This is a genomic window from Priestia veravalensis (assembly GCF_001457055.1).
GTDB lineage: Bacteria > Bacillota > Bacilli > Bacillales > Bacillaceae_H > Priestia > Priestia flexa.
The window spans coordinates 1-22,706 of the sequence record NZ_KQ758682.1; the positions used below are offsets into that span (position 1 = coordinate 1).

The following is a 22,706-nucleotide window of genomic DNA, read 5'->3' on the forward strand; positions in this document are numbered from 1 at the left end:
ATGTTTCTTTTGATGACTAAACGAATGAATTTCCGTTAGTTTACCTGTAAACCCCACACTCAACATCCCATCTATAAAGTGGGTTAAGTGGTTGATGACAGGTTTTGAGAAATAAAAGGGCAGCTTCCATTTTATTAAGCCATTGTAGATTTCTTCTTGATGTGATAGTCTATTCATTGGACAAATAACGCTCCTCTGGATGGATGATTGGGTCAGAGCTTTCATTCTAAACCAGGTTTGCGTATTTGTCTTTTTTATTTTATAAGATGGAAATATTTTGAACTGAATTTACTCATTATCAGTTATTTATTAATTTTGCATATGAACAACCTTAATACGATGGATACTTTATTTCTGCAATTATCTCATTCGATTCATACACTTTAGGCAGAGATTCTTTAACTGGGAGTATAAAATACCTCATGCATTGCTAACATCTCTAAAGAATTTACCTGTTAACTTGTCCATTAGGAAAATAAAAAAATCCATGAAATTATTTGAATTTCAAGGACTTTTTTATTATGTTTGTTATATGATATCTACCACTTAAGTACTTCGTTAAAACAGTATAAAAGCTTGTCTGCCATATTGATTGTCCTTACTTTCAACCGACTTGTTTCGCAGATGAATAACTGCTCTTGTTTTGTTTTTCTTCACCTGGTAATTTCATAAATACCATCAAAATAGCACTAACAAAATACAAACCAGCAAATATCCACATGACTCCGTGTACACCTATGCTACCAATGAATGTTCCTACAATTGCAGGTGCAATAAAGTAAGACATTCCAGCCCCAAAACTTACAATAGCCATAGCTGAGCCTTTCTTTTCAGGTGCTAGTGAACTTACTAGAGCAGAGAGTGGTACATAACCACATAGAACGATTCCAAAAAATATGCCTACCACAGTTAATGCCCAAAAATTATGCCCGAACACTTGAGGAGTATAAAGCATAACCAGAGTCATTACACCGCAACCGACACTGCCAATCCACATAATTGTTTTTCGCCAACCTAACCATTTGTCACTGATATAGGGAATGACTAAGTTAAAAGAGATATTGGCCACCCACATAGTTCCCCATACTTGTAACCATTCTTCTGTACTGTATCCATATTCAGAGGACAAGTATAGAGGGAAAAAGATTGGAAGAGCACCTACGCCGGTCGAGTTTATTATACGAACAACTCCTCCTATTGCGATTTTTGGCTTTTCAATACAAATAGTTAGTCCACTGAGTAAACTTTTCAATTTTTCCTTTCCGTTACCCTCACGTTCATGTACTTGGCCTTTTACAACAACAACTCCAATTATCCCACCGATTAACACCCATACGACCGCACTCCACATTAATCCGATATATCCGATTTTCGGAATCATATAAGCTGGAAAATAACTTCCAACAACATAAAGACCGCCACTCCATGCTGCCCAAAATAGACCTATTGCCGTAGCTAAAATACGGTCAGGACTGCGATAGGTAATCCAAACTAAAAACGAATAGCAAAATAAAGGATAACCAAACCCTCGAATAGCATAAGTCGGTAACATAACTGCATAATTATGCGTTTTTAGACCATATTCAATAAAAAGAATTTGACCTATTAACCAGATAACCAAGCCTGCTATCATAACCTTTCTTGGTCCCCATGCTTCTGTAAGGACACCCGAAAAGTAGGAGGCGATTGCTAATATAGCTCCGTATGCTGCAAAGAGAGTAGAAGATTGTTGAACAGTTAAGCCCTGTTCAATAAGATACGGTGAAAGCCAACCATGTTCGAGACCATCTCCTACCATAAAAATTAAAGTTGCGATATAGCCCCAAATCATAGCTGATGGAATACCTTTGGTGTTTTGCTCTCTTTTTGAAATCGCATTCATTTTAATCACCTCAAAATTATATATTTAACAATGCTGATAGTCACATTTACTCATTAGATGGTTCTCTTCAATGGTTAATGATAAATACCCAACCAGGTATTTATCATTAACTACATAGGAAATATACTGTTATGCCCACCACATTTCAGTTAATTGTTCTTTAAATTGTGCGCCTTTTAATAAAGAGATGGCCTTACTTAATCCTTCATCTAACGAAGCTAGCATATCTTCATGTTCAATGGATATCACATAGTCATATCCTACCGCACGAAGCGCACTCACCATATCTTTCCATACTTTTTCGTTTTGCCCATATCCTACGGATCTAAATGTCCACGAACGATTCAAAGTATCACTGTAATGTTTTGTATCTAATACTCCATTAACACTAATATTTGCCTGATCCAAATACGTATCTTTTGCATGAAAATGAAAAATAGCCTCTTCTCGACCAAGTTTTTTAATGGCTTCTACTGGATTAATCCCTTGCCAAATCAAATGGCTTGGATCAAAATTAGCTCCAATACTTGGCCCAGCATGCTCTCTTAATTTCAAGAGAGTTTCAGGGTTATACACAACAAACCCCGGGTGCATTTCAAGCGCAATTTGATGGATACCGTGTAACTCTGCAAATTTCACTTCCTCTTTCCAGTAAGGAATGACTACTTCATTCCACTGCCAATCTAGGATTTCCGTATATTCCGGCGGCCAAGAACAGGTTACCCAGTTCGGATTTTTGGCACCTGGGTGGTCACCCGGGCACCCAGAAAATCCATTAATCACCGGCACTTCTAAACGTTCAGCTAATAAAACTGTTTTTCTCCACACATCATGAGCCTTTTTGGCAACCATCTTATTTGGGTGCAGTAAATTGCCATGACAACTTAGACTACTTATTGTAAGTCCTCTACTTGTAAGGGCAACTTGAAATCTTTTTAATTTCTCTGGGTTCTCTAGTAATTCATCGGGATTACAATGACTGTTTCCTGGATAATTGCCTGTGCCCAATTCAACGGCCTCTACACCCATTTCACATAGTTTGTCCAGCATCTCTTCAAAAGGTAAATTTTGATAAAGAACTGTAAACACCCCTAATTTCATGCACGTACCTCCTGCTTTACCTTCACTTTCATCCATTTTTGTTGTTCATGACTTGCTAAAATGGCGTCGGTAATGCACATGGACATATGTCCATCTTCAAATGTCGCGAAAGTGGCTTTATCACTTAAAGGATTTTTACCTTCTCGAATAAAGGTATAGAAATTCAACAATCCATTTTTTAATGCGTCTGGCCAACCTTCATTATGGCCCCCCGGATGATGAATGGACGATTTTGCTTCAGGATTAAATAAAGTAGGATCTGCAAGAAGAGTTTGATTTGGTTGATCTCGATAGCCAATCCACAGCTTTTCTGGCTCTTCTTGATTCCAAAAAGCAGAATTTTGACTGCAAGCGATTTCAAAGCTTAGCCTATTTTTTCGCCCTGCACTTACTTGAGACACAGTAAATAAGCCTTTTACCCCGTCTTCAAAACGTACAAGAACAGATGCATAGTCTTCTGTGTTAATCGGAACATCTTCATATGCTTCTTCTTGTCCTTTTTGTCCCCCAAAAGTAGATCCTTGAGAAGTAGATTTTTTTCTTACCGGTATAACAGTTGCTAGATCAGCAAAAACTTCGACGATTTTTTTACCTGTTACATATTGAACTGTATCACACCAATGAGAACCGATATCTGCTACCGCTCGTGATTTCCCTCCGACTTCGGGAGCTAAACGCCAATTAAAGTCTGTTTCGAACAATAACCAGTCTTGTAAATAACTTCCGTGTACTAAGTTGACTTTCCCTAACTCACCGTTTCTGATCATCGTTTCTAATTGTTTTACAATCGGAAATTGGCGGTAGTTAAAGTTTACGCCATGTACGACCTGGTGCTCTTTAGCTAATTTCAATAGCTCGGCAGACTCTTCACTAGACATAGCTAATGGTTTTTCCGATAACACATGTTTACCTGCTTGAATAATTTCTTTATTAATTTGAAAGTGAAGATGATTAGGTGTACAGTTATGAACAACTTGAATATCACTGTCTTTTAACATGTCACGATAATCCCCATAAGCTTTCGGAATTCCAAGTTCAACCGCTTTTTTTTCTGCTACTTCCTGACCATGTTCTGCTAATCCAACTACTTCTACAAAACCGAGTCTTCTGATAGCCTCAATATGAGTAGGCCCAATAAACCCTGTCCCAATAACTCCAACTTTTATTTTTTCCATTTCTTTCTCCACCTTAATAAACTGTATTTTCCATGATTTCTGTTACTTCCGTAGTAGCTAAAAAGAGAATTAAAACCTTTATAGCCGTTTGTTGACTTGTCTCTATTGATCCGAATCACAAATCAACAACTCTATTTCTAATAAAGGCTAGTCTACTAGGACTAGCCTCTACTAAACTAATATTTAAGCTTTCACTAAATTTTCTGTAAGATTAATCCATATACCTTTTTCAGCTGACTCAAGGATAGCATCTGAAATAACGGCGATTTGATAACCGTCTTCAAAATCTGGTGATACGCTTGTATCTTCAACGATTGATTTGAGGAAATCATATGTTTCAATAATTTTTGTTTCCCCGTAGCCAATCCCTAATGCTGGGATTGGCCATAGACCTTCTCCATATGGATGTGCAGGTCCTGTATAAACCGTTCTGAATCCGCGGCTGTCACTTGGATCATCGGAGAAACATACTTGAAGCTCATCACGGCGTTCATAGTTAAAGTATAATGAACCTTTCTCTCCGTGAATTTCAAATGTTAAGAAGTTGTTGCGACCCCAGGCATTACGAGTCGCTTCAATACTTCCAACTGCGCCGTTATCAAATTTAATTAAAGTTGAAAACTCATCATCTACATCAACTTTACCTTTTGGTACATCAGCTTCTGCTTTTACAGTTCCAAGTTTATCTACACCGCCACTTTGAATCGGTCTTTCACCAATCCATGTCTTTGCAATAGCCATTACCTCTGAAATGTCACCCACAAGATATCTTGCATAGTCAATCACATGTGTTCCGATATCACCTAATGCACCTGAACCAGCTCGTTCTTTTTGGAAGCGCCATGATAAAGGCGAGTTAGGATCCGCAGACCAGTCTTGAAGGTATGTGCCTCGGAAGTTTAAAATCTTTCCAATTCTTCCTTCCTCAATATATTTTTTTGCTAGAGCAACGGCTGGTGTTCTGCGATAGTTAAATGCGACCATATGTTTAACACCTGCTTCTTTTACTGCGTCAAGCATTGTTTTTGCTTCTGCTGCAGTTCGTGCTAACGGTTTTTCTGAAATGATATGTTTACCTGCTTTGGCAGCTGCAATGGCAATCTCTGCATGAGAGTCATTTGGTGTTACAATATCAATAATATCAATTTCAGGGTCTTCTACTACCTTTCTCCAATCAGATGAATAGTTTTCAAATCCTAAACGTTCTGCTGCATCTTTTGCTAACTCTTCGGTCACATCAACGACTGTGTGTCGTTGAGGAATTGCTGGTGCTGGCCAAAAAAACATTGGCATACCTGCATAAGCAAGTGCATGCGCCTTCCCCATAAATCCTCCGCCAATCATACCTACGTTTAACTTTTTCATTTTTATTCTCCTCCTATGAAAGCAGTCTATTTATTCGAATCTACTATCTTTTAAATAACATCTGCTATATCGTTATGGTAAATTAGGCTTCAAGTTCCTAATATATTATCTCTGCTACTTTCTTCTTGATCTTAAGACTTATTTGCCGTTTCAAAACTTAATAAGAAATTAAAACTGATTTCTGCTCCTTTTTTCGGATCATTATAGCTATCTAATTCTACTGTAAGCCATTCATCATACCCAATCTCATTCAGCACTTGGATCATCTGGTCAAACTTTTGATGTCCTTCTCCTAAAGGAAGAAATTCTCCATTATAATAATCCTTGAAATGAATATATTTAATGCGATTTGCATATTTTTTAATTACTTCTACCGGATTCCCTCCACCTGCTTCGATATGCGCTGTATCCGGACATAAATTAATCGTTGTTAGTGCCATTAACTTGTCCAGCTGGTCTGGGGCCTCTACGTTTGTTCCTAAATGCGGGTGATAGCTTGGAATAAGATTATATTTCTCTGCAATTACTACTACTCGATTAAGAGCATTGCCTAAATCAGCGTAATCGCTTTCTAAAATACCATTCGTACGGATAGCTCCTCCGCCAATTACTAGATGCTGCGCTCCTAGTTCAGAAGCAAGAGCTGCAACCTCTTCAATTTTTAATAATTCCTCTTCCAAAATATCCGGGAAAATAAAATTCCCTCCAGTGTAAACTCCAATAAAGTCTAAAGAGTAACGGTTCAGCAATGCTCTAAACTCTTCTTTTCTATCTTTAAATTCCATTAGATTTCCGTCAAATATTTCAAATCCTTTATATCCAACTTCTGCAATATCTTTTAAAGCTTCTTCTGTTGATCCATTTGCAAGGTAATAAAGGTCTTTTATCGAAGTGACTCCGGCAGGGTGCCCTACTACCCCACCCCACGTATTTGTCTGATATCCTAGTTTCATGGTTTCTCCCCTATCTTTAAAAATTCCTTATGCGTATATGGTGTATTAATACTGGAATTTCATCACCTCCCTAAATTAATTTAGATAAGAAATAATTGGACCAAAATACATGTAATCGATTACAAAGTATTCTAGACAAAGATTGTATTTTTTAATTTATTATAAGAAGAAGGTGTTTTTACTATCTGTACTTGTACTCGATTATACCTATCAGAAATCTAAACTAAAAATCCATTTGTAATCGATTACATCTTAATTTTTTAAAAAACAAGAAGATTTAAATCATCAGATACATTTTCAAAAGAACTCTTATTCCCTTATGAAATATGTGTTGAGCATGAATCACGTATGATAAGCTGATTTTCCATTAGGTATTGATGTCTTTCAATTTCTTCCTTATTCATCAACTTTATAAGTAATTTCATTGCCATCGTGCCCATCTCAAAAGCTGGCTGTGAGATGGTTGTAAGAGCCGGTTTGAAAATAGATGAAAATTTTATATCATCAAATCCCACTACGGAAATATCATGTGGAACACTTAATCCTTTTGAAGAAATAGCATTTATAGCTCCAAATGCCATCTCATCATTTGCTGCAAACACGGCTGTTGGAGGATGATTAAGACCCAAAAATTGATTCATTATATTGAAACCACTTTCATAAGAAAAATTACCCTCCTGCACTAGAATGGACTCAACTGTCAGGTTGTATCGTGCCATTGTCTGATAAAATCCTTTTAATCGATCCTGTCCTATCACTCCATCTAGAGGACCTGATATAAATCCTATCCTTTTATGTCCCAACTTAACCAAATATTCTGTTGCTTTTTGAGCCCCACTGATATTATTAATAGAAACGGTGGGGATGGCTGAACCTTCTATATATTCACATGCCAAAACTACAGGATATTTGAGAGCCATTTCCTCAATGTTCTTCGATTTCATTCTCGCCGTTAGTAAAACCATTCCATCAGCTTTTTTTTGAAGAAGTATGTTTAAATACCCATTTTCTCTTTCCAAATCATTGCCCGTATCCCCAAGCAGAACTTGGTATCCGTTTATGACGGCTACAGACTCAATTCCTCTTAATACTTTAGAAAAAAAAGGATTTGTTATATCAGGTACAATGACTAGAATGGTTTTGGTTTCTAATGTTCTTAACTGGCGAGCTAATGCATTTGGCTGATAGTTTAATTCTTTAATTACTTGTAATACTTTCTCAGTCGTTTCTTCCGTTACAGTGTTAGGTTTACTTAGTACTCTTGACACTGTAGCAGTTGAAACATTTGCTTTTTTTGCTACATCTATTATTCGCACCATTTTACGACTCTCTTTTCTTGTTCTTTTCTATAACAGAATTGTAATCGCATACAAAAATATTGTCTAATTGGATTCAGACAACATTTTCTGAGATTCAAACTCTTTAAATTTCCTTTTAAGCGTCGTTTTTATCCATATAAACAAAAAAACAACAAATTAAAAAAACTCAGCACTTATTGCTGAGCTCCATGTTTTATAATAATTTGTACCTTTGCAGATTGTCTACTTTATGCTTGGAAATCCTTGCAGTTTCCTTATAATCTTTAAAATAGGCTTTATACATTTGACCCGTTGCTTCGATTCTTGTTAAAAGTTCCACATTTATAATATAAGATCTATGAGATATCATAAACCTAGAATCAACGGCACCTTCCAAGCTAGTTAAAGCTTCATTTGTCTCGAATTTACCATTTTTAGTATGAATGACAGATTTCCGATCAAGTCTTTCAATAAAGATAATTTCTTCTAATGGAATAAAAATTATATTTTTCTGCTGTTTAATCATTAGATCCTTTTTAAATGAATGTTCTTTATCAACTAGTGAAATAGACGCTTGGGAGGCTCTCTCTAAAGCACTATATAAACGATTTCTATCAATTGGCTTTAAAATATAGTCCACTGCCTTTACGTTAAATGCCTCAAGTGCATAATCATCATGGCCAGTAATAAAAATAACTTGTAAAGCCGGGAGAAGTTCTTTACATGCTTTAACCGCTTCCATCCCATTCAATAAGGGCATTCCGATATCTACTAAAGCAAGATCCGGTTTTTCTTTCGTAACATAGTGTATCAATTCTTCACCGTTGGCGGCCTCTCCGACAATTTTATATTTGGATAAACTCTCAATAAAGTACCTTAACAATTTTCTTGAGGTAACATCATCGTCTGCGATTAATACTTTCATCTTGTTGTTCCCCCTTTTCCCTAGCGTTTCTTGATTTCGCAACACTTTGAATAATATCTGGAGCATCTTCATGATAAACGAGCTGCCAAGCATCAATTACATTTTCTTTCATTACTTTTAGAGACGGAACGGCTACATAAGATGGCGCTTGTTTTCCAAGCAGGGCATACCCTGCTAGAATCGCTTCGGCGACTCCTTGCTGGTATGGTAGCTGGGCACCTAGTCCTTTAATAGGTCCATCCTGTGCAATTTCCAAGGCGACATTCATACCCAAATCTATTGTCGTAATGACTAAATTGCTTTTTTTTGCAGTACGAGTTGCCCTCAAAGCTCCTTCAGCCGGTACATCCCATACAATAAAAATACCATTTAAATCCTGATGTTCAGCAATCATAGCAGATGCCACTTTTTCTCCATCATTCGAATCAGTAATTCCCCTGCGATCGACAATTTGAATGTTAGGGTACTTTTCCTTTATAGTTTTTTCAAATGCTTCCGTTCTTTGTTTGGTTGCAAAAAAATCAGCCTCATGATAGATAATCCCAACCTTACCTTTTCTATCTAACTTCTCAGCCATGATATTGGCCGATTCAATGCCATTTCCATAATTGTCAGCAGAAACAATACTTACATAATCTTTCCCATGCTGCAAACCATTCGGTATATTGTCCATAAACACCAGCTTCACACCAGCTTGGGCCGCTTTTTGATATACGTTTGCAGTCAATTCTGGATCAACTGGAATGCTCACCAGGATATCCGGTTTTTTGTCTAAAATGCTTTCAATGTCAGCTACTTGCTTTTTCCATTTAAATTCTGCATTTGTCATAGCTACTATCTCGATGCCCATTTTCTCAAAAGTAGTTTGCATTCCTTCCAATTGAGACCTTGACCAATCACTTCCAGTATAATGCATAGCAATAGCAGCCTTATATTTCTTTTTCTTAATTTTTTTTAGCTCTTCCAAAGATAACCGAAGTGTTTTTGCTGAGACAGCTTCCTCGCCATGTGGTCCTGTACTTAAAATCTTATGATCTGGAATATTTTGATTAATTGTATTGTTTAGCGTTTCACTTAGGATTGTCAAAAACTCTTGTACATGAATGGGCTTTGTTAAATAGTTATCAAATCCTTTATCCAACGTATATTGAATATCCTTTGGCATTGCATTTGCACTTACAGCGATGACAGCAATATCTTTGGTTTCTTTGCCTGCTTTTAAAATTTCAAATACTTCATATCCGTTAATATCTGGGAGGTTAATATCTAGAAGAACCAAATCTATTTTTTCGTTTGCTACAATTTCTATTCCTTCTTTTCCCGTACGAGCTGATAAGAGCGTATAGGAAGGCTGCGATTTAATGATATTACTTACTAAGTGCAAGTTGGATTCGTTATCTTCAATATATAGCAAACGATAGTTATCTTCCTTCCTATTATTTGTGGGAGGAAACTCAGTTTGTTCACCCCATTGTATGACAGTCTTTAAATCATTGGGAAGAGGAAGGCTAAAGCAAAACTCACTTCCTGTTCCTTTAGTGCTTGTTACATTAATCTCCCCTCCCATTAGATTCACCAGCTGTTTAACTAAAGATAACCCAATGCCTGTACCTTCTTCTTTTGTACTTTCAATTCGATAAAATGGAACAAACACTTTAGTATATTCCTCTACAGAAAAACCCACACCTGTATCTACGATATGAATGTACTGCTTATTCTCTTGTAAACGACAGAAAACGATGACTTTTCCATTTTCTTGATTGTATTTAATAGCATTATCAAGTAGGTTCAGCAAGATTTGTTTAAGACGTATAGGATCAGCAAGAACGATCATATCTTCCCATTGATCCAATTGGCTATAAATACTGATATTCTTCTTCTTAGCCAGTGGTTGTACAATATTGATACATTCCTTGATGACAGTTAGAAGATGAACTTCCTCTACAGAAATTTTTAAATTTCCTGTTTCTATTCTTGACACGTCTAAAATATCATTAATTAAACTTAATAAATGGCTTCCTCCACTTAAAATCTCTTGTACAAAATCACGCTGCTGTTCATTTAAAGATTCATCCATCTCCAATAACTGAGCAAAACCTAGAATTCCATTCAGCGGCGTACGCAGTTCATGACTCATCTTAGACAAAAAACTTGATTTGGCCATATTCACTTTTTCAGCTTCTTCTTTTGCGTGAATAATGGCTCTTTCCATTTTTTTTTGTTCTGTGATATCCTCAAACTCCCACAAGTAGCCTACAAAATCATTTTCCTCATTTAAAGGAAAACAATTGTAGCGTAGTGTCATACCTGTATCTATTTTAATTTCTTTCGTAGTTCTCGTTCGTTTTTCTGTATTTTCGAGTTTAATTTTCTTGATTTCTTTATCAAAAACGTAATGTAAATCCGAAGCATGCATCCCAATATGGCAATCAATTTCCCCCTTCAACTGGAAAAGTTCGTAAAATTTCCTATTTAAGAGCCTTATTTTTTTATTGCAATCTGTTAGTGCAATCCCACTATCTAACCGGTCAATCAAACTACGCTGGAATGCATAGGAATTCATTAATTTTCGTTCTTGTTCTTTTTGAAGAATGTCCTCTTCCATAATCTTTTTGTTAGTAATGTCCACGCAAGTTCCGACTACTTCAGCTACTTTATCCTTATGAAATAAAGGTCTTAAATAAGTTACATAATAGATACCTCTAAATTTACCTTCATATTCAATGTAATGTCCTTCCCATGCTTTTTTGTAATAACCATCTAGTAAATTGGCAGTCTCAATATCATCCCAATAAAAATCATGAAGCGTCTTTCCTACCATATCCTCTCGATTAATTCCCAATCTATACAGTAATTCTCCCTCGACAAAAGTATGAATAAATTCGTTGCTTTTTTGTACAAACTTAAAAATCATCCCAGTATCAGCAAAGCCTGGTTGTGAAATATATTTGGAATCCTTCATTTGTTTCGCCCCTAGTTAGTTAAAAAAATATAATATGGATTCTATATGATGAATCCCTTACTTTAAGTTTTTTTTACAATACTTGAAAATTAATTTGGAATCAATTATTTATTTCTAATGATTATTGTAATCGCTTTACAAATTATACTTTTCTTATTATAAGCTTGACCATATTGATTAGTCTAACAATACTTACCCATCAGGCTGCCAGGCCTTTATTAAAGAAGGAATGGATTAAAACAGGGACTCGTCTTTTTGATATTACTAAAAGGAAAGATATTTATTTCGTTAATTCGTCTATGGAGCGTTACATAAAAGCATAGAATTATGAATGACATTTTTCTTCATCTGTTCCTTCTGCTTTTGACGAGTCATCAAACCCCAGTGAACTTGTTTCACATGTAGAAAAGTTACAAATCAATACTCTACTGCGTGTCCGCATAGTGTCACAACTAATCTTGTTGAATATTAACCACTGCTTGTCCTGTGGATGTACGTTTTAATGAGATACTTTGTTCGCCACCGAATCCTTCATCTTCAACCGCCCACTTCGTCGGACCTTCTGTTGAATTGAAGAACCTGATTACTAAAACTCTATGGGCAACTACTGCTATGTGGGCTGAAATAACATACAACGTTTATTTAGCGGAAACGATGAAAAATGAGGGTGAAAGGAGGATTTTGTCTTGGTATTTTCCAAAGAGCATAAAATAGGCTGCTGAGCAATTTCATCTCAACAGCCTAAAAACAATCTAATGTTAGAATCATCAATTCTTTGACTGACGATAACCAGCTTCCTCTGCTTCTTCTTCCGTACAGAACCACTGCACGTTGTTCATCTTCTGGTCATAGTGGGCACCAGTTGGGACGTGGTAAATCTTTGAATTTTTGTTGCCTTTAATTTTATTTTCACAGCGCTCGTTTAGCTCCGCTGATTCGTCTTCTTCTTTTTCTTTTATACTTCTGGCTACTTCAGAGTTATAGCTTTTTTCTTCTACATAGTTTTCAATGCTCCAGATACCCAACTTGTTTTTTCGAGCTTGATCCTGCGTTTTACGAAATTCGTCCACATATTTCGTATTGGGAGGAAAGACCGCTACGCGTGCCAAACCTTTTGCCACAAGCTCTTCATTAAACAACTTGCTATCTACCCATATGTACGCAAGCAAACGGCCATAGCGATCGCGCTCTTCTGCATCAAACTCAAGCGTGACTTCTTGGTTTGTTAAGTGCTCTGTTGTATAGTCAGATGCTTCTGGTCCAAACGGTTGAACCTTTAGCTGCGGATGCTTTGTTTCAGGGGTGTCTACGAGAATGAGACGTACCGTTTCTTCCTTTCCATTTAAAAGTTCTACTTTGACTGTGTCTCCATCCACTACTCTCGTAACCTTTGCTGCTACTCCAATAACGTCTTCACGCTTCAGTGAAGACTCCACCTCGTTTTCATCTCCGGACTGACTTACATTTGTTTCTTCTTCTGTCGGCTGCGCTGCTTTCTTTTCGTTTGATTCACTTGTTTCTGTTCCACACCCGCTTAGAACTGCGAGTATTAAAATCAGGAGAAAACCAAGCGTCTTTTGTAACCTATTCAATTCATTCCACCTCTTACTTTTGCTTCCATTTATGCATAAAAAACAAAAAACTCGCGAATCGCTTATCACGAGTTTTTGTCTATAACTTTGTTAAAAAATTGATCGTATGACGTTAAATGATAATCTGCTTCAAGCGCATCGTTTTGAAAAGCACACGTTTTAATACCAAGCTCACGCGCAGGTTTTAAATCTAACTCACGGTCACCAATAACTAAATCAAGATGATATTTATCGTGAAGATACGCATAAGCTCCTGTATCCGGCTTACGCTTGTATCCATCGTCTTTTGTAATGATTTCTGTAAAATAGTCCTCCATCCCAAAGTACGCTAAAATAGCAAGAGTAGACTCGCGTGATTTATGCGTTACAATCACGTTTTTATCAGCCCACTTTAGTACGTCTTCTACATGGGGAAATGCCGGCTTGTCTTCAGGACTTAGCTGATGCTCAAGCACATGGAAATTTTCATCAAACACTGATTTTTCCACATTAAAGTGCTTAATCGCAACTTCCGATGAAATCTTCATTTGTTTCAAGATTTCAGCTTCCGTAACGGAATCGTCTTTTACAAGCTTTTTGAATGCTTTTACTATTGTTGGATATGTATCGAAAATGGTACCATCAAAATCCCATAAAATGTTCATCTTATCAACCTCTCTTTTTCAAAACCGTTCTAATCATACCAAACTTTTGGCTCGATGTCATTTGAATTTCGAATTCGTTTTTAATTATCATTTTCTTGTCATTTTCGTTTTTCGACTTTAGTTATTCGCTTTTAGAAAATATTATTGCTGATTTAGCGATCAAACTCAAACGAGAAAATAAAGAATGGCTGAAATAATAAAAAGAACGTTGGGGTAGTATTCTCTCCTTCGCTCTTTTTATATGTCTTCAGCTTAATTTGAACAAAATATTCTGACGATTAAGTTAAACGAGAAGAATTTTTTGTTTTTGGGATAAATAATAAACCAATCACAATGCCAATCACTGCTGGTACAATCCACCCTAACCCTTGAGTGTATAAAGGTAACCAAGCAAATATGGACGGCAATCCTACTGGTACAAGTCCGTCGTATACGCTAACGATTCCTGTCAATAAAAGCGTACTAATATAGATAACGTTTGACCCTTGAAAATAAGAGTGAAAAAACGAAAGCACAACAAGCATGATCGTTAGCGGATAAATCATAGTCAGTATCGGAACAGATAGAGAAATGATCTGGTTAAGTCCCACATTTGTTAGCAGTAAACTCCCAATCGTTAGTACTGTAACAATTTTCTGATAAGAAACATTTGGAAGAATACTTGTAAAATACTGAGCGCAAGCTGTAATTAGCCCAACGCACGTTGTAAAGCAAGCAACCCCTACAGTAGCTCCTAATAAAATAACACCCGCAGCTCCGTAAAATTGCTCTGCTGCTGCTGTTAAAAGCTCGCCTCCGTTTCGGAACGTGGACACACTTCCCATTCTCGCTCCTAATACACCAATGAGTATGTACACGCTACATAAGGCAATACCTGCAATGATACCTGTTTTCATCGTCGTATTTATAATGGCTTTTCTCGCCGTAATACCTTTGGCTTTAATTGCCGAAATCACCACAATTCCAAACGCTAATGAAGCAATGGTATCCATCGTTAAATACCCTTCCATAAAGCCTGTAAAAAATGGGGCACTTTCATACTTTTCCGTTACGTTACCGAAGGACGGTTCAAGATTGAATAATCCTGTAAAACCAATTAAAGCAATTGTCAGTAATAAAAATGGCGTTAGCAAACTGCCAATTCGATCTACGATTTTTGCTGGGTTTAAGCTAAGCCAGTATACAAGTGCAAAAAAGGCAATTGAAAAAAGCGCTAGAGATACACCACCTACGTTTTCTCCTAAAAATGGTGCTAGTCCCATCTCATAAGCTACGTTCGCACCGCGTGGAATTCCCATAAACGGTCCAATCATCAAATATAATACGGTTGTAAAAATAAGTCCAAATATCGGGTGTACCCTACCGCTTAGTGCTTGAACTCCATTATCCACTGTGGAAATTGCAATCACACCTAGTATTGGAAGTCCTACTCCTGTTAAAACAAAGCCAATCATCGCTGGCCAAAATGCTTCTCCTGCTTCCTGCCCTAAAAAAGGAGGGAAAATCAGATTTCCAGCTCCAAAAAACAGCGCAAACAGCATGAAACCAATTACGATATTGTCTTTAACAGTTAATTGTTTCATTTCGTTATATGCTCCTTTTACACAATAAAACTCGCCTCTCGAATGAGACGAGTGTATTGTCGAAAAATGTAGATATTTCATACACAAAGTGTAATTTTAACGAACAACAAACAAACTGTCAATACGTATATTGTTATTTTTCAAAAAATTCGTTACGAACTACCGCATCCGCTGCCACAGCTTGAACTCGAACAACTTGACCCTCCGCTATCTCCCCCACCATCAAAAAACGAATCATTGTTGTCATGACCACCGTGTCCGTGCTTATGGTCGTAATCATCCATGGGTGTGGAACAAGCATAGCCGCTGGAGTATGTTCCACTATCTGATGCTTCCGGCCGCTTCATCAACATATCCATATAATAGCCAAAGTCTTCAGCTGCATATAAGGAATAAAAAATAAAGGCTTGAAATAGCGTAGCTTCTGTTACTTTCTTTGACTTTTTAGAGAACGGCTCTTTTTTAGCATTTTGCTTTAGATGTTCAGCTTGCTTAATTTCACCTTTCATTTGACGAATAAGCGCTGTCTTAAGTTCATCCCATTCGTCGGAAGGCGTAAAATATTTATCAATTAGCTTTTCTTCGGATAGTTGATGAAAATCTTTCAGTATAGAACGCGGAATAGGATGTTGGAAAAACCGCCCCCATAAAAGGCGACTATTATCTTTTACATCAAACAAATGCGTGTACAACCAGTCAAAGAACGCACGCTTCCCTGGCTCAGAGCTTGCTTCACTGTTCGTATTGGGCTGATGGTGTAAGAACCGGCTATAAAATTCTTTTGTAAATCGCTCATAGTCCATCGTAAACATAATCATTTCATGCCACACATCATCTACTTTGGAGCTAAACATGGGGACATTCTTAATAATAGCGTTCATTACAAAGTAGCGCTTAAGCTCAAAGGTCGCCCACTCTATTTCATGAGGCTTCATCTCGTGCTCTTTCGCCACTCTTTCCTTCACCTGTTCAATATATGAAGTAGATAAAGAGCTTTCGAAACTCTCTTCGAGTGCAGCTCCTTTTTCCCCATATCGAATACCGAGGTGATTTGGCACTTCTCGGTCATAAAGAAATGATCGCTTTGGTTTTTGGCTCCTTGTTGATTTCACAATAATAATTACAGCAATAATAACTGCTGCTACAATAATTAGAACTCCCACTTTTATTTTCTCTCTCCTCACTCTTCAATCTCTATCTCTTACCTATATTGTATATTTTACCATATATCAAATATGTCAAGGTAACTATCTTTTTTACTACAATAGATATGGTGAATAATGTTTATTTTCATTCAAAAAAGAACCCCGAATGTTGGAGTTCACTTGTTCAGAAGCTTAAGAAGACTTCTTAACTAACCGATTAACTCTAGAAATTCACAAATAAAAAACGCTTGGGATGGGATGTGATTCCCTAGCGTTTTTGTATTCCTTTATTTTACGAAAGCGTCTTTACTTTAACGATATTTATTCACCACGACCGATGGTATCGTTCAATCTTTTTCGGTATTTATCCTTCCATGTTTGCTCATCCTGCACAAGGTCATCGCAAAAAGCAGCTACGTCCTGGCCTGTGAGATCCGTCACTTTTTTCCCTTCTGCTGCTCCTTCTTCAAAAAGGTCGATAATTCCGCCAAAGATACGTTTGTTTCCTTCCCAATCGGTTGGACCACCACCAGCTGTCCACATATATTTTTGAATGGCTTTATAAGCGTTTCGATACTCGGTTGGAAGTGCTTTTGCACGAGATTCCATCGCTCGCCATTCTCTTTTTTCATCCAAACTTCCAATGATTTTCTCAAAGAAATTCATGTTATTTACCTCCCTTTATACTTTTCACTTTTAACTCATTTATTCTGCTTGATACAAAATCCCATTTCGTCCAAAATGCTTCAAGATGCTCTTGTCCCGCTGCGTTAAGTGTATAAAACTTTCGAGGTGGTCCCATAGTGGATGGTTTTTTCTCGATGTCTACAAGCTTATTTTTCTCAAGCCTCATAGTAATCGTATACACTGTTCCTTCAACTACATCAGTGAAGCCAAGCTGACGCAATTGCTGCGTAATTTCATATCCGTACGTTTCGCCTCGGCTGATAATTTCAAGGACGCAGCCTTCAAGCACCCCTTTTAGCATTTCTGTAATATTTTCCAAATGTTCACCCTCCATTGGTACTTTACATTATTTTGATTAAACTCTTACATAAAAGATGTTTTATAAATCACTAATAAGTAATACTAACTACCACTATATAGTATCACATATTAGTGATTAGTCAAGAAACAAGCAATGTTTAATGAGATATAAGACCTTCTAACTTATTTAGACTGACCCTCCTATTCAAGAATGGTTAAGTATCAATAGCTATCTTTTCATTTTAATCATGACTAATCGTTTTTATATAAGATAAAAGAAAAGACCAAATCTATGCGATTTGGTCTTTTACTTAATAGCCTATTCCCTATGTCTCTTCAATGAAACGACTTGTTTGCCATTCAGCTTATTTTTATTAAACCCTATTCTTCTGGAATTTCATCAACCTCTTCAACTTTCACAATACCGTTTGTACTGAACTCTAGATCAAAATACGCTTTGACGATATCACCTTTTTCAAGCCCTTTTGGCTGCGGTTCGTTTACCTTTGCCTCCAAAAATGAAATACCAGTTCCTTCTTTTGTCGTTCCATAGTAGCGTCCATCTTCTACTTTATCAATTGTAATATAGTAAACTCGGTATTTACGCTCTTCTTTATCGCCTTTCACCTTTTCGTTAACAGTTTCTTGCGCTGGTAATTTATCTAACGTTTCTTCAGCTTGCTTGGCAGTTGGCGTTGTTCCTCGATTCGTAAACTGCACGACAAGTAGGCCTAAACAAACCACAAGTAAAATAAGTAATATAATTTTCTTTACTCCTAAAGACAAAATGTGTGCCTCCTTACACCTTTATGTATATCGTGATCATGTTGCACAAAAGTGATTATACACGATAACGACTCAAAAATATGTGTAAAATTTGTAACATAATCAAAATATGAGAAAGTACCTATGTAAACACTTAACCATACATTACCATAAAACTCTTGCTTAAAATGCACCATTTCTTTATTTTATCGTTGATAATGCAGGGTTTTATAGTTATTTAACGTATGTGGCTAAAATTATTGGATAAAGAAGGATTGTCTGGTTTTCTTGTCGAACCTATACATAAATTGTAATCATATTGTTACTTGACGTCACGTAATATGCTTTTTGAAGTCAAAAGGGAGGGAACGAAATGAACTTACTAATCATCAGCTTTTTAGCAGCAGCTGTTCTTGCATTACTGGCAAGACTTTGGTTTCTAAAAACCAATCCACGCTCGGATGACCAAACTGTTCATAAGCCTATCGTTTCAGTTACTGGGCAAGTAAAATCAGCAGAAGGAATTGATCAAGTTGCCATTTCAAAAATTGAAATGTATGAAGAGCATTTATTAATTAACCGAGTAGCTATGATTCCTCTCCACCGCATTCAGCGTGCTGAATTTATCAAGCACGTCAAAAATGAAAAAGGCGTTAAAGGTGCACCTGTCCAGCGTTATTTTGGAGAACTGACAATCCATTTCACAAATAAAAATGGAGCGGAAGCGTCAATTGTTTGCAGCACGCCAAAAAAGAATCAGTTTCACCATATCTATCAATATGATGTAATGAAAAAGACGCTTAACAAAGCGTTAGGTATTGAAGATTTACAAAATCACCTTGCGTTCCGCGAGCCTTACGAACTATAATATGGTAATTTTTTCTTATCGGTATCATAAACCTCCTTTTATTGCACAAGCTATATCATATACATACCCAATCTAAGGAGGTTTTCATCATCGATCCAATTCAATTCCTAAAGTACTTCTGTTCCTTCGCCGGAGCAGGGTGCTTAGCATTTACGTATTATCATATGTTTAAAGGAAATAAAAAAGAAGACAAAGAAAGCAGTACGGATTGAGTACTGCTTTCTTTGTGCTTATTCATTTGTTTAAGTATGGTAAAATAAGTATACCCTACACTGAACGGAGCGGTGCAAATGGATATTTATGATTATTTAGACCTGCTACAAAAAGATATACAAACTTCTCCTATACAAGAAATTGAACAGCGCTATTTTGATATTTGCACAAAACTTTGCGTAACTGATATAGCAAAAGCTATTCAGCTCGTTTCATTAAAAGACTACCAAGAGGCATTACAAGATCTCTTGGCTCATGGTTTAACAGTTGCATATTCTGAAGGTGCCAAAGCCATTTACTTTGAGTACGACTTAGATAATGATTGGGATAGTACGCTTTTTATCTGTGAAGATTATCAGCCACTTGAAGAGGACGATGATGAGTGGGCATGTGAATGGGTTGATGAAATAAATGGACCCAGTCTAGCAACGTTTGGCAATTTATATGAATCTCATGGCTTCGACGATACAAACGAAGCCATAGGCTCAACACTTTATCTCATTGTACGGACAGTTTTAGAATACATGAGAGCTTACAATGAGGTGAATGCTTTTCCTAAAGTGAACGTTTGTATTGGATTTCATGATCAAGATCCCGCAATGAGAATTAATGAGGCAGCGAGCGTTTTATAATATGAATCGTCATGAGTTTTCATCTCAAAATTTACATATTCTTATTACGCTTGCTGTAAATCAAGAACTCTCTCACAAAACGTTGGTGGATTGGTGCTCTCTCTACATACATGAAACCGATGAAGGTGATAATCAAAACCTTTTGTTGAATGATAAAGCAATAGATATAGACGCTCAGTGGGAGTTGTTTCTTTCAAATACGTTCACGCTATCTGAGTTACAAACTCTTAACTTAGACTTGATTAAAATACCAGTTCAATGGCTGAAGGATTGGCTAGAAAAGCTTTAACCTATTTAGTTTACCAAAGCAAAACCACACCTATAACCGGTGTGGTTTTGCTTTGATTAAAACGCCCAGTTCCCTTTTCTAAACACAGGCTCGCTTGTACCGTCAGCTTTGATGCCGTCGATGTCCATTTCAGCTGAGCCAATCATGAAGTCAACGTGGGTGATGCTGTCGTTTTATAGTGGAAAATTAGGGTTCTGTGACCAATCCGTGACCACTGTGTGACCACAAAATTCATGCTCTCAAGCTTGTTATTAACGGTTTCCTAACACAGGCTCTTCATAAATACACTAAATAAAAAGGAGAGCAAATTGTTTTGCTTTCCTTTTTTACTATCTTTATTCTTATTACATATTTGTTTGTACTTCTTTACTGAAATTGCTTTGCTACTTCCAGTATTTTATCTTTGTACAACGAAATCTCATCTACATTATTTAATTTATAAATAGTTTTTTCTTCATCATTTATTTGTATATACTTATTAGCTGTATTAAACCCTAGCCTGCAAACCCATTTTCGAATACTGTCATCTAATAACACATTAAAATAGCTTTTATTATCTCGATAATGAACTCTATTTGAGTCAATTTCCTCTTTTAATAGCAACTTTACAAAAACATACCCTTCTATTTCTTCCTCAGTTGTAACAATGGTTTCGATAGTAACTTTATCTTCAGCTACATTTTCATTCTTTGGAACTTCTTCCTTTTCTACTACATGTTCTTCATTGGTATCGGAGGAGTTTAAAGCTTTTTGAAGCTTATCATTTACCTTCTCATTTACAAATTGTGCTAAAGATTTCTTTACTATTTCCCTGAAATTATCTATCACTTTCTTTGTTTTCACACCTTGATAAACATCACTCAAAATAAATTTAATAAACTCATCATTTGGTTCTTCCCATTGTTGATTTAAAAATTGTTTGATTTCACTTGTGTACTTTAGTTCAGAGGCTGTAGTGAGAACATTTTCTACATTAAACACATTTTTTCTAAACTTTGCTATCTCATGTATATCGTTGTCTCTAAATTCAAGTAGATTAAAAACAAAGAAGGGCTTAATATCCATTCTATTTGGCTCTTCTAAGTCTGTATAAAATCTATATTCAATACCATTCGTTAGAATAGCAAATTTAGCTTTAGTCGTTCCAAAGTATCTAAATAGTTGAGAATCATGCTTTAGAAGTTTTTCATGTACACTTTTCGCTTCAATTAATATTACTGGACTTCCACTATCCATGATTGCATAATCAATCTTTTCACCTTTTTTTATACCAACGTCCGCTATAAATTCTGGAACAAACTCTTCGGGATTAAAGACATCATACCCTAATGCTTGTATCAAAGGCATAATCAAAGATGTCTTTGTTGCTTCTTCAGTCTTAATGTTATCTTTAATTCTTTCAATTCTGCTAGAAAGAGTTTTAATTTGTTGAATGAAATTTTCCATTTTATCTCCCCCCTATGTACTATTACTATGCTTAAAAAGGGAAACTATGAAATCATTTCAATACCTCTACATGCCTGAAGAAGGCATGGTGGAAGAAAGCTAACGCTCATACCGTCGAGCATACGCCTGATGCAGAGCTTAAAATGAAGCTTGGCGAAACAGAGATTAAAGGGCTGTTAGCTGATTTCGGGGAAAATATTCACTTAGCGAAAGTGAACGGACGCTACGTGGCGTTAATTGAAGCGGAATCGATTCTGTTTGAAAAAGGTGCGTCTCCGATTGAGTTTCATAAGCCAGGTGATTTGCACGGGATTATTGAAAAAAATCAGCAGTAAGCGTTGGGAAGAATAAAAACTAAGCTCTTTTCAAAAATTTGTGACTATTGTTATAATCTAAAGATAGTATTACCAAAGGGTTTCAAGATAATTTAGTGACCACAAATCTGACCGCTCTTTTAAACAATTGTATGACATAAATTATTTTGAAAAATTGTCTTAAAGGTTCGTAATGTAAGGTTTCCTTTTAACTTCTCTGTAAGCCCGAAATATAAAAAATAGCGCACCTTCACGGTACGCACGACGAACGGCCAGCTAACTGAATTTTTTTCAGTTAGCTGGCTATTTTGCACATGTGGCTTGAATATTCTCTGACCATGGCATGTAATTATGTAAAATCTCAGGGTGTTGATGAAACGATATATTAGGTAATTCCGTCATCAGCTTTACCAAGTACTGATAAAAATCAATTCCGTTTGCTTTGGCCGTTTCAGCCAAACTCAAACAAATGGCATTCGCATTAGCGCCTGCTTCACTCACGGAGAAGAGCCAGTTTTTGCGACCAATAACATTTGGACGAATGGCATTTTCAGCGGGGTTGTTATC

20 protein-coding genes and 3 pseudogenes are annotated in these 22,706 nt (G+C 36.5%); 4 read left to right on the top strand and 19 right to left on the bottom strand.

Annotation, left to right across the window (positions count from 1 at the left end; genetic code table 11):
* The 16 genes and pseudogenes from AS180_RS22755 to AS180_RS16820 form a co-directional block, all read right to left on the bottom strand.
* Positions 1 to 177, bottom strand: a pseudogene (locus AS180_RS22755) (IS701-like element ISPlan1 family transposase); the annotation flags it as partial.
* Between the two features lie 427 nt (positions 178 to 604).
* Positions 605 to 1,882: an MFS transporter gene (locus AS180_RS16750; protein WP_025907917.1), complete on the bottom strand. Its 1,278-nt coding sequence runs from the start codon at positions 1,880 to 1,882 to the stop codon at positions 605 to 607.
* A 129-nt stretch (positions 1,883 to 2,011) separates the two neighbouring features.
* Entirely contained in the window at positions 2,012 to 2,983 is a 972-nt protein-coding gene (locus tag AS180_RS16755) for a sugar phosphate isomerase/epimerase family protein (protein WP_025907918.1), read from the bottom strand.
* Positions 2,980 to 4,158, bottom strand: a complete 1,179-nt coding sequence (locus tag AS180_RS16760) for a Gfo/Idh/MocA family protein (protein WP_025907919.1) — start codon at positions 4,156 to 4,158, stop codon at positions 2,980 to 2,982. The genes AS180_RS16755 and AS180_RS16760 overlap by 4 nt, the downstream gene beginning before the upstream one ends.
* A gap of 183 nt (positions 4,159 to 4,341) precedes the next feature.
* Positions 4,342 to 5,523: a levoglucosan dehydrogenase gene (locus AS180_RS16765; RefSeq protein WP_025907920.1), complete on the bottom strand. Its 1,182-nt coding sequence runs from the start codon at positions 5,521 to 5,523 to the stop codon at positions 4,342 to 4,344.
* Between the two features lie 131 nt (positions 5,524 to 5,654).
* Positions 5,655 to 6,476: a sugar phosphate isomerase/epimerase family protein gene (locus AS180_RS16770; RefSeq protein WP_025907921.1), complete on the bottom strand. Its 822-nt coding sequence runs from the start codon at positions 6,474 to 6,476 to the stop codon at positions 5,655 to 5,657.
* 317 nt (positions 6,477 to 6,793) lie between these two features.
* Positions 6,794 to 7,795 (bottom strand): LacI family DNA-binding transcriptional regulator, encoded by a 1,002-nt coding sequence (locus AS180_RS16775; RefSeq protein WP_025907922.1) that lies wholly within the window; start codon positions 7,793 to 7,795, stop codon positions 6,794 to 6,796.
* A 193-nt stretch (positions 7,796 to 7,988) separates the two neighbouring features.
* Complete coding sequence (locus tag AS180_RS16780) at positions 7,989 to 8,699, bottom strand: LytR/AlgR family response regulator transcription factor (RefSeq protein WP_025907923.1); 711 nt, start codon at positions 8,697 to 8,699, stop codon at positions 7,989 to 7,991.
* Positions 8,674 to 11,661, bottom strand: coding sequence for a substrate-binding domain-containing protein (locus tag AS180_RS16785; protein WP_062687180.1), 2,988 nt, complete (start codon positions 11,659 to 11,661; stop codon positions 8,674 to 8,676). Before AS180_RS16785 ends, AS180_RS16780 begins: the two co-directional genes overlap by 26 nt.
* 767 nt (positions 11,662 to 12,428) lie before the next feature.
* Positions 12,429 to 13,253 carry a thermonuclease family protein gene (locus AS180_RS16790; protein ID WP_025907925.1) on the bottom strand — a complete coding sequence of 275 codons (825 nt, stop codon included), beginning with the start codon at positions 13,251 to 13,253 and terminating at the stop codon, positions 12,429 to 12,431.
* A gap of 65 nt (positions 13,254 to 13,318) precedes the next feature.
* Complete coding sequence (locus AS180_RS16795; protein WP_025907926.1) at positions 13,319 to 13,897, bottom strand: HAD-IA family hydrolase; 579 nt, start codon at positions 13,895 to 13,897, stop codon at positions 13,319 to 13,321.
* A gap of 278 nt (positions 13,898 to 14,175) precedes the next feature.
* Positions 14,176 to 15,480, bottom strand: coding sequence for a branched-chain amino acid transport system II carrier protein (gene brnQ / locus AS180_RS16800; protein ID WP_025907927.1), 1,305 nt, complete (start codon positions 15,478 to 15,480; stop codon positions 14,176 to 14,178).
* Between the two features lie 152 nt (positions 15,481 to 15,632).
* The gene (locus tag AS180_RS16805; protein ID WP_025907928.1) at positions 15,633 to 16,643 is read right to left on the bottom strand and encodes a glycine-rich domain-containing protein; all 1,011 of its coding nucleotides are present in this window, start codon (positions 16,641 to 16,643) and stop codon (positions 15,633 to 15,635) included.
* 303 nt (positions 16,644 to 16,946) lie between these two features.
* On the bottom strand, positions 16,947 to 17,291 hold the full coding sequence (locus AS180_RS16810) for a DUF1048 domain-containing protein (protein WP_025907929.1): 345 nt from the start codon (positions 17,289 to 17,291) through the stop codon (positions 16,947 to 16,949).
* A 1-nt stretch (position 17,292) separates the two neighbouring features.
* The gene (locus AS180_RS16815) at positions 17,293 to 17,631 is read right to left on the bottom strand and encodes a PadR family transcriptional regulator (RefSeq protein ID WP_025907930.1); all 339 of its coding nucleotides are present in this window, start codon (positions 17,629 to 17,631) and stop codon (positions 17,293 to 17,295) included.
* Positions 17,632 to 17,993: 362 nt separating this feature from the next.
* A complete protein-coding gene (locus tag AS180_RS16820; protein ID WP_062687181.1) occupies positions 17,994 to 18,398 on the bottom strand; it encodes a hypothetical protein in 405 nt (134 codons plus the stop codon).
* Positions 18,399 to 18,750: 352 nt separating this feature from the next.
* On the opposite strand from AS180_RS16820, the gene AS180_RS16825 reads away from it, so the two are divergent.
* From AS180_RS16825 to AS180_RS16835, 3 genes are all read left to right on the top strand, one after another.
* The gene (locus AS180_RS16825) at positions 18,751 to 19,245 is read left to right on the top strand and encodes a hypothetical protein (protein ID WP_025907932.1); all 495 of its coding nucleotides are present in this window, start codon (positions 18,751 to 18,753) and stop codon (positions 19,243 to 19,245) included.
* A 290-nt stretch (positions 19,246 to 19,535) separates the two neighbouring features.
* Positions 19,536 to 20,090 carry a hypothetical protein gene (locus tag AS180_RS16830; RefSeq protein ID WP_062687182.1) on the top strand — a complete coding sequence of 185 codons (555 nt, stop codon included), beginning with the start codon at positions 19,536 to 19,538 and terminating at the stop codon, positions 20,088 to 20,090.
* A gap of 1 nt (position 20,091) precedes the next feature.
* Positions 20,092 to 20,379 (top strand): hypothetical protein, encoded by a 288-nt coding sequence (locus AS180_RS16835; protein ID WP_061786358.1) that lies wholly within the window; start codon positions 20,092 to 20,094, stop codon positions 20,377 to 20,379.
* Between the two features lie 56 nt (positions 20,380 to 20,435).
* Here the strand turns inward: AS180_RS16835 and AS180_RS21790 are convergent.
* Both AS180_RS21790 and AS180_RS16840 read right to left on the bottom strand, forming a co-directional pair.
* Positions 20,436 to 20,552, bottom strand: a pseudogene (locus AS180_RS21790) (aminopeptidase); the annotation flags it as partial.
* Between the two features lie 193 nt (positions 20,553 to 20,745).
* Positions 20,746 to 21,825 carry a type I restriction endonuclease gene (locus AS180_RS16840; protein ID WP_025907935.1) on the bottom strand — a complete coding sequence of 360 codons (1,080 nt, stop codon included), beginning with the start codon at positions 21,823 to 21,825 and terminating at the stop codon, positions 20,746 to 20,748.
* A gap of 104 nt (positions 21,826 to 21,929) precedes the next feature.
* Here AS180_RS16840 and AS180_RS16845 point away from each other — a divergent pair.
* A pseudogene (locus tag AS180_RS16845) lies at positions 21,930 to 22,160 on the top strand (DUF3898 domain-containing protein); the annotation flags it as partial.
* 282 nt (positions 22,161 to 22,442) lie between these two features.
* Here the strand turns inward: AS180_RS16845 and AS180_RS16850 are convergent.
* Positions 22,443 to 22,706 (bottom strand): IS66 family transposase (locus tag AS180_RS16850; protein WP_139109217.1); only part of this gene is annotated, 264 nt, incomplete at its 5' end.

What these genes read in the sequence shown, in the direction of transcription:
- AS180_RS16750 (WP_025907917.1), bottom strand. Translation starts at nt 1,882, where the DNA reads ATGAATGCGATTTCAAAAAGAGAGCAAAACACCAAAGGTATTCCATCA.
- AS180_RS16755 (WP_025907918.1), bottom strand. Translation starts at nt 2,983, where the DNA reads ATGAAATTAGGGGTGTTTACAGTTCTTTATCAAAATTTACCTTTTGAA.
- AS180_RS16760 (WP_025907919.1), bottom strand. Translation starts at nt 4,158, where the DNA reads ATGGAAAAAATAAAAGTTGGAGTTATTGGGACAGGGTTTATTGGGCCT.
- AS180_RS16765 (WP_025907920.1), bottom strand. Translation starts at nt 5,523, where the DNA reads ATGAAAAAGTTAAACGTAGGTATGATTGGCGGAGGATTTATGGGGAAG.
- AS180_RS16770 (WP_025907921.1), bottom strand. Translation starts at nt 6,476, where the DNA reads ATGAAACTAGGATATCAGACAAATACGTGGGGTGGGGTAGTAGGGCAC.
- AS180_RS16775 (WP_025907922.1), bottom strand. Translation starts at nt 7,795, where the DNA reads ATGGTGCGAATAATAGATGTAGCAAAAAAAGCAAATGTTTCAACTGCT.
- AS180_RS16780 (WP_025907923.1), bottom strand. Translation starts at nt 8,699, where the DNA reads ATGAAAGTATTAATCGCAGACGATGATGTTACCTCAAGAAAATTGTTA.
- AS180_RS16785 (WP_062687180.1), bottom strand. Translation starts at nt 11,661, where the DNA reads ATGAAGGATTCCAAATATATTTCACAACCAGGCTTTGCTGATACTGGG.
- AS180_RS16795 (WP_025907926.1), bottom strand. Translation starts at nt 13,897, where the DNA reads ATGAACATTTTATGGGATTTTGATGGTACCATTTTCGATACATATCCA.
- brnQ (WP_025907927.1), bottom strand. Translation starts at nt 15,480, where the DNA reads ATGAAACAATTAACTGTTAAAGACAATATCGTAATTGGTTTCATGCTG.
- AS180_RS16810 (WP_025907929.1), bottom strand. Translation starts at nt 17,291, where the DNA reads ATGAATTTCTTTGAGAAAATCATTGGAAGTTTGGATGAAAAAAGAGAA.
- AS180_RS16825 (WP_025907932.1), top strand. Translation starts at nt 18,751, where the DNA reads ATGAACTTACTAATCATCAGCTTTTTAGCAGCAGCTGTTCTTGCATTA.
- AS180_RS16830 (WP_062687182.1), top strand. Translation starts at nt 19,536, where the DNA reads ATGGATATTTATGATTATTTAGACCTGCTACAAAAAGATATACAAACT.
- AS180_RS16835 (WP_061786358.1), top strand. Translation starts at nt 20,092, where the DNA reads ATGAATCGTCATGAGTTTTCATCTCAAAATTTACATATTCTTATTACG.
- AS180_RS16840 (WP_025907935.1), bottom strand. Translation starts at nt 21,825, where the DNA reads ATGGAAAATTTCATTCAACAAATTAAAACTCTTTCTAGCAGAATTGAA.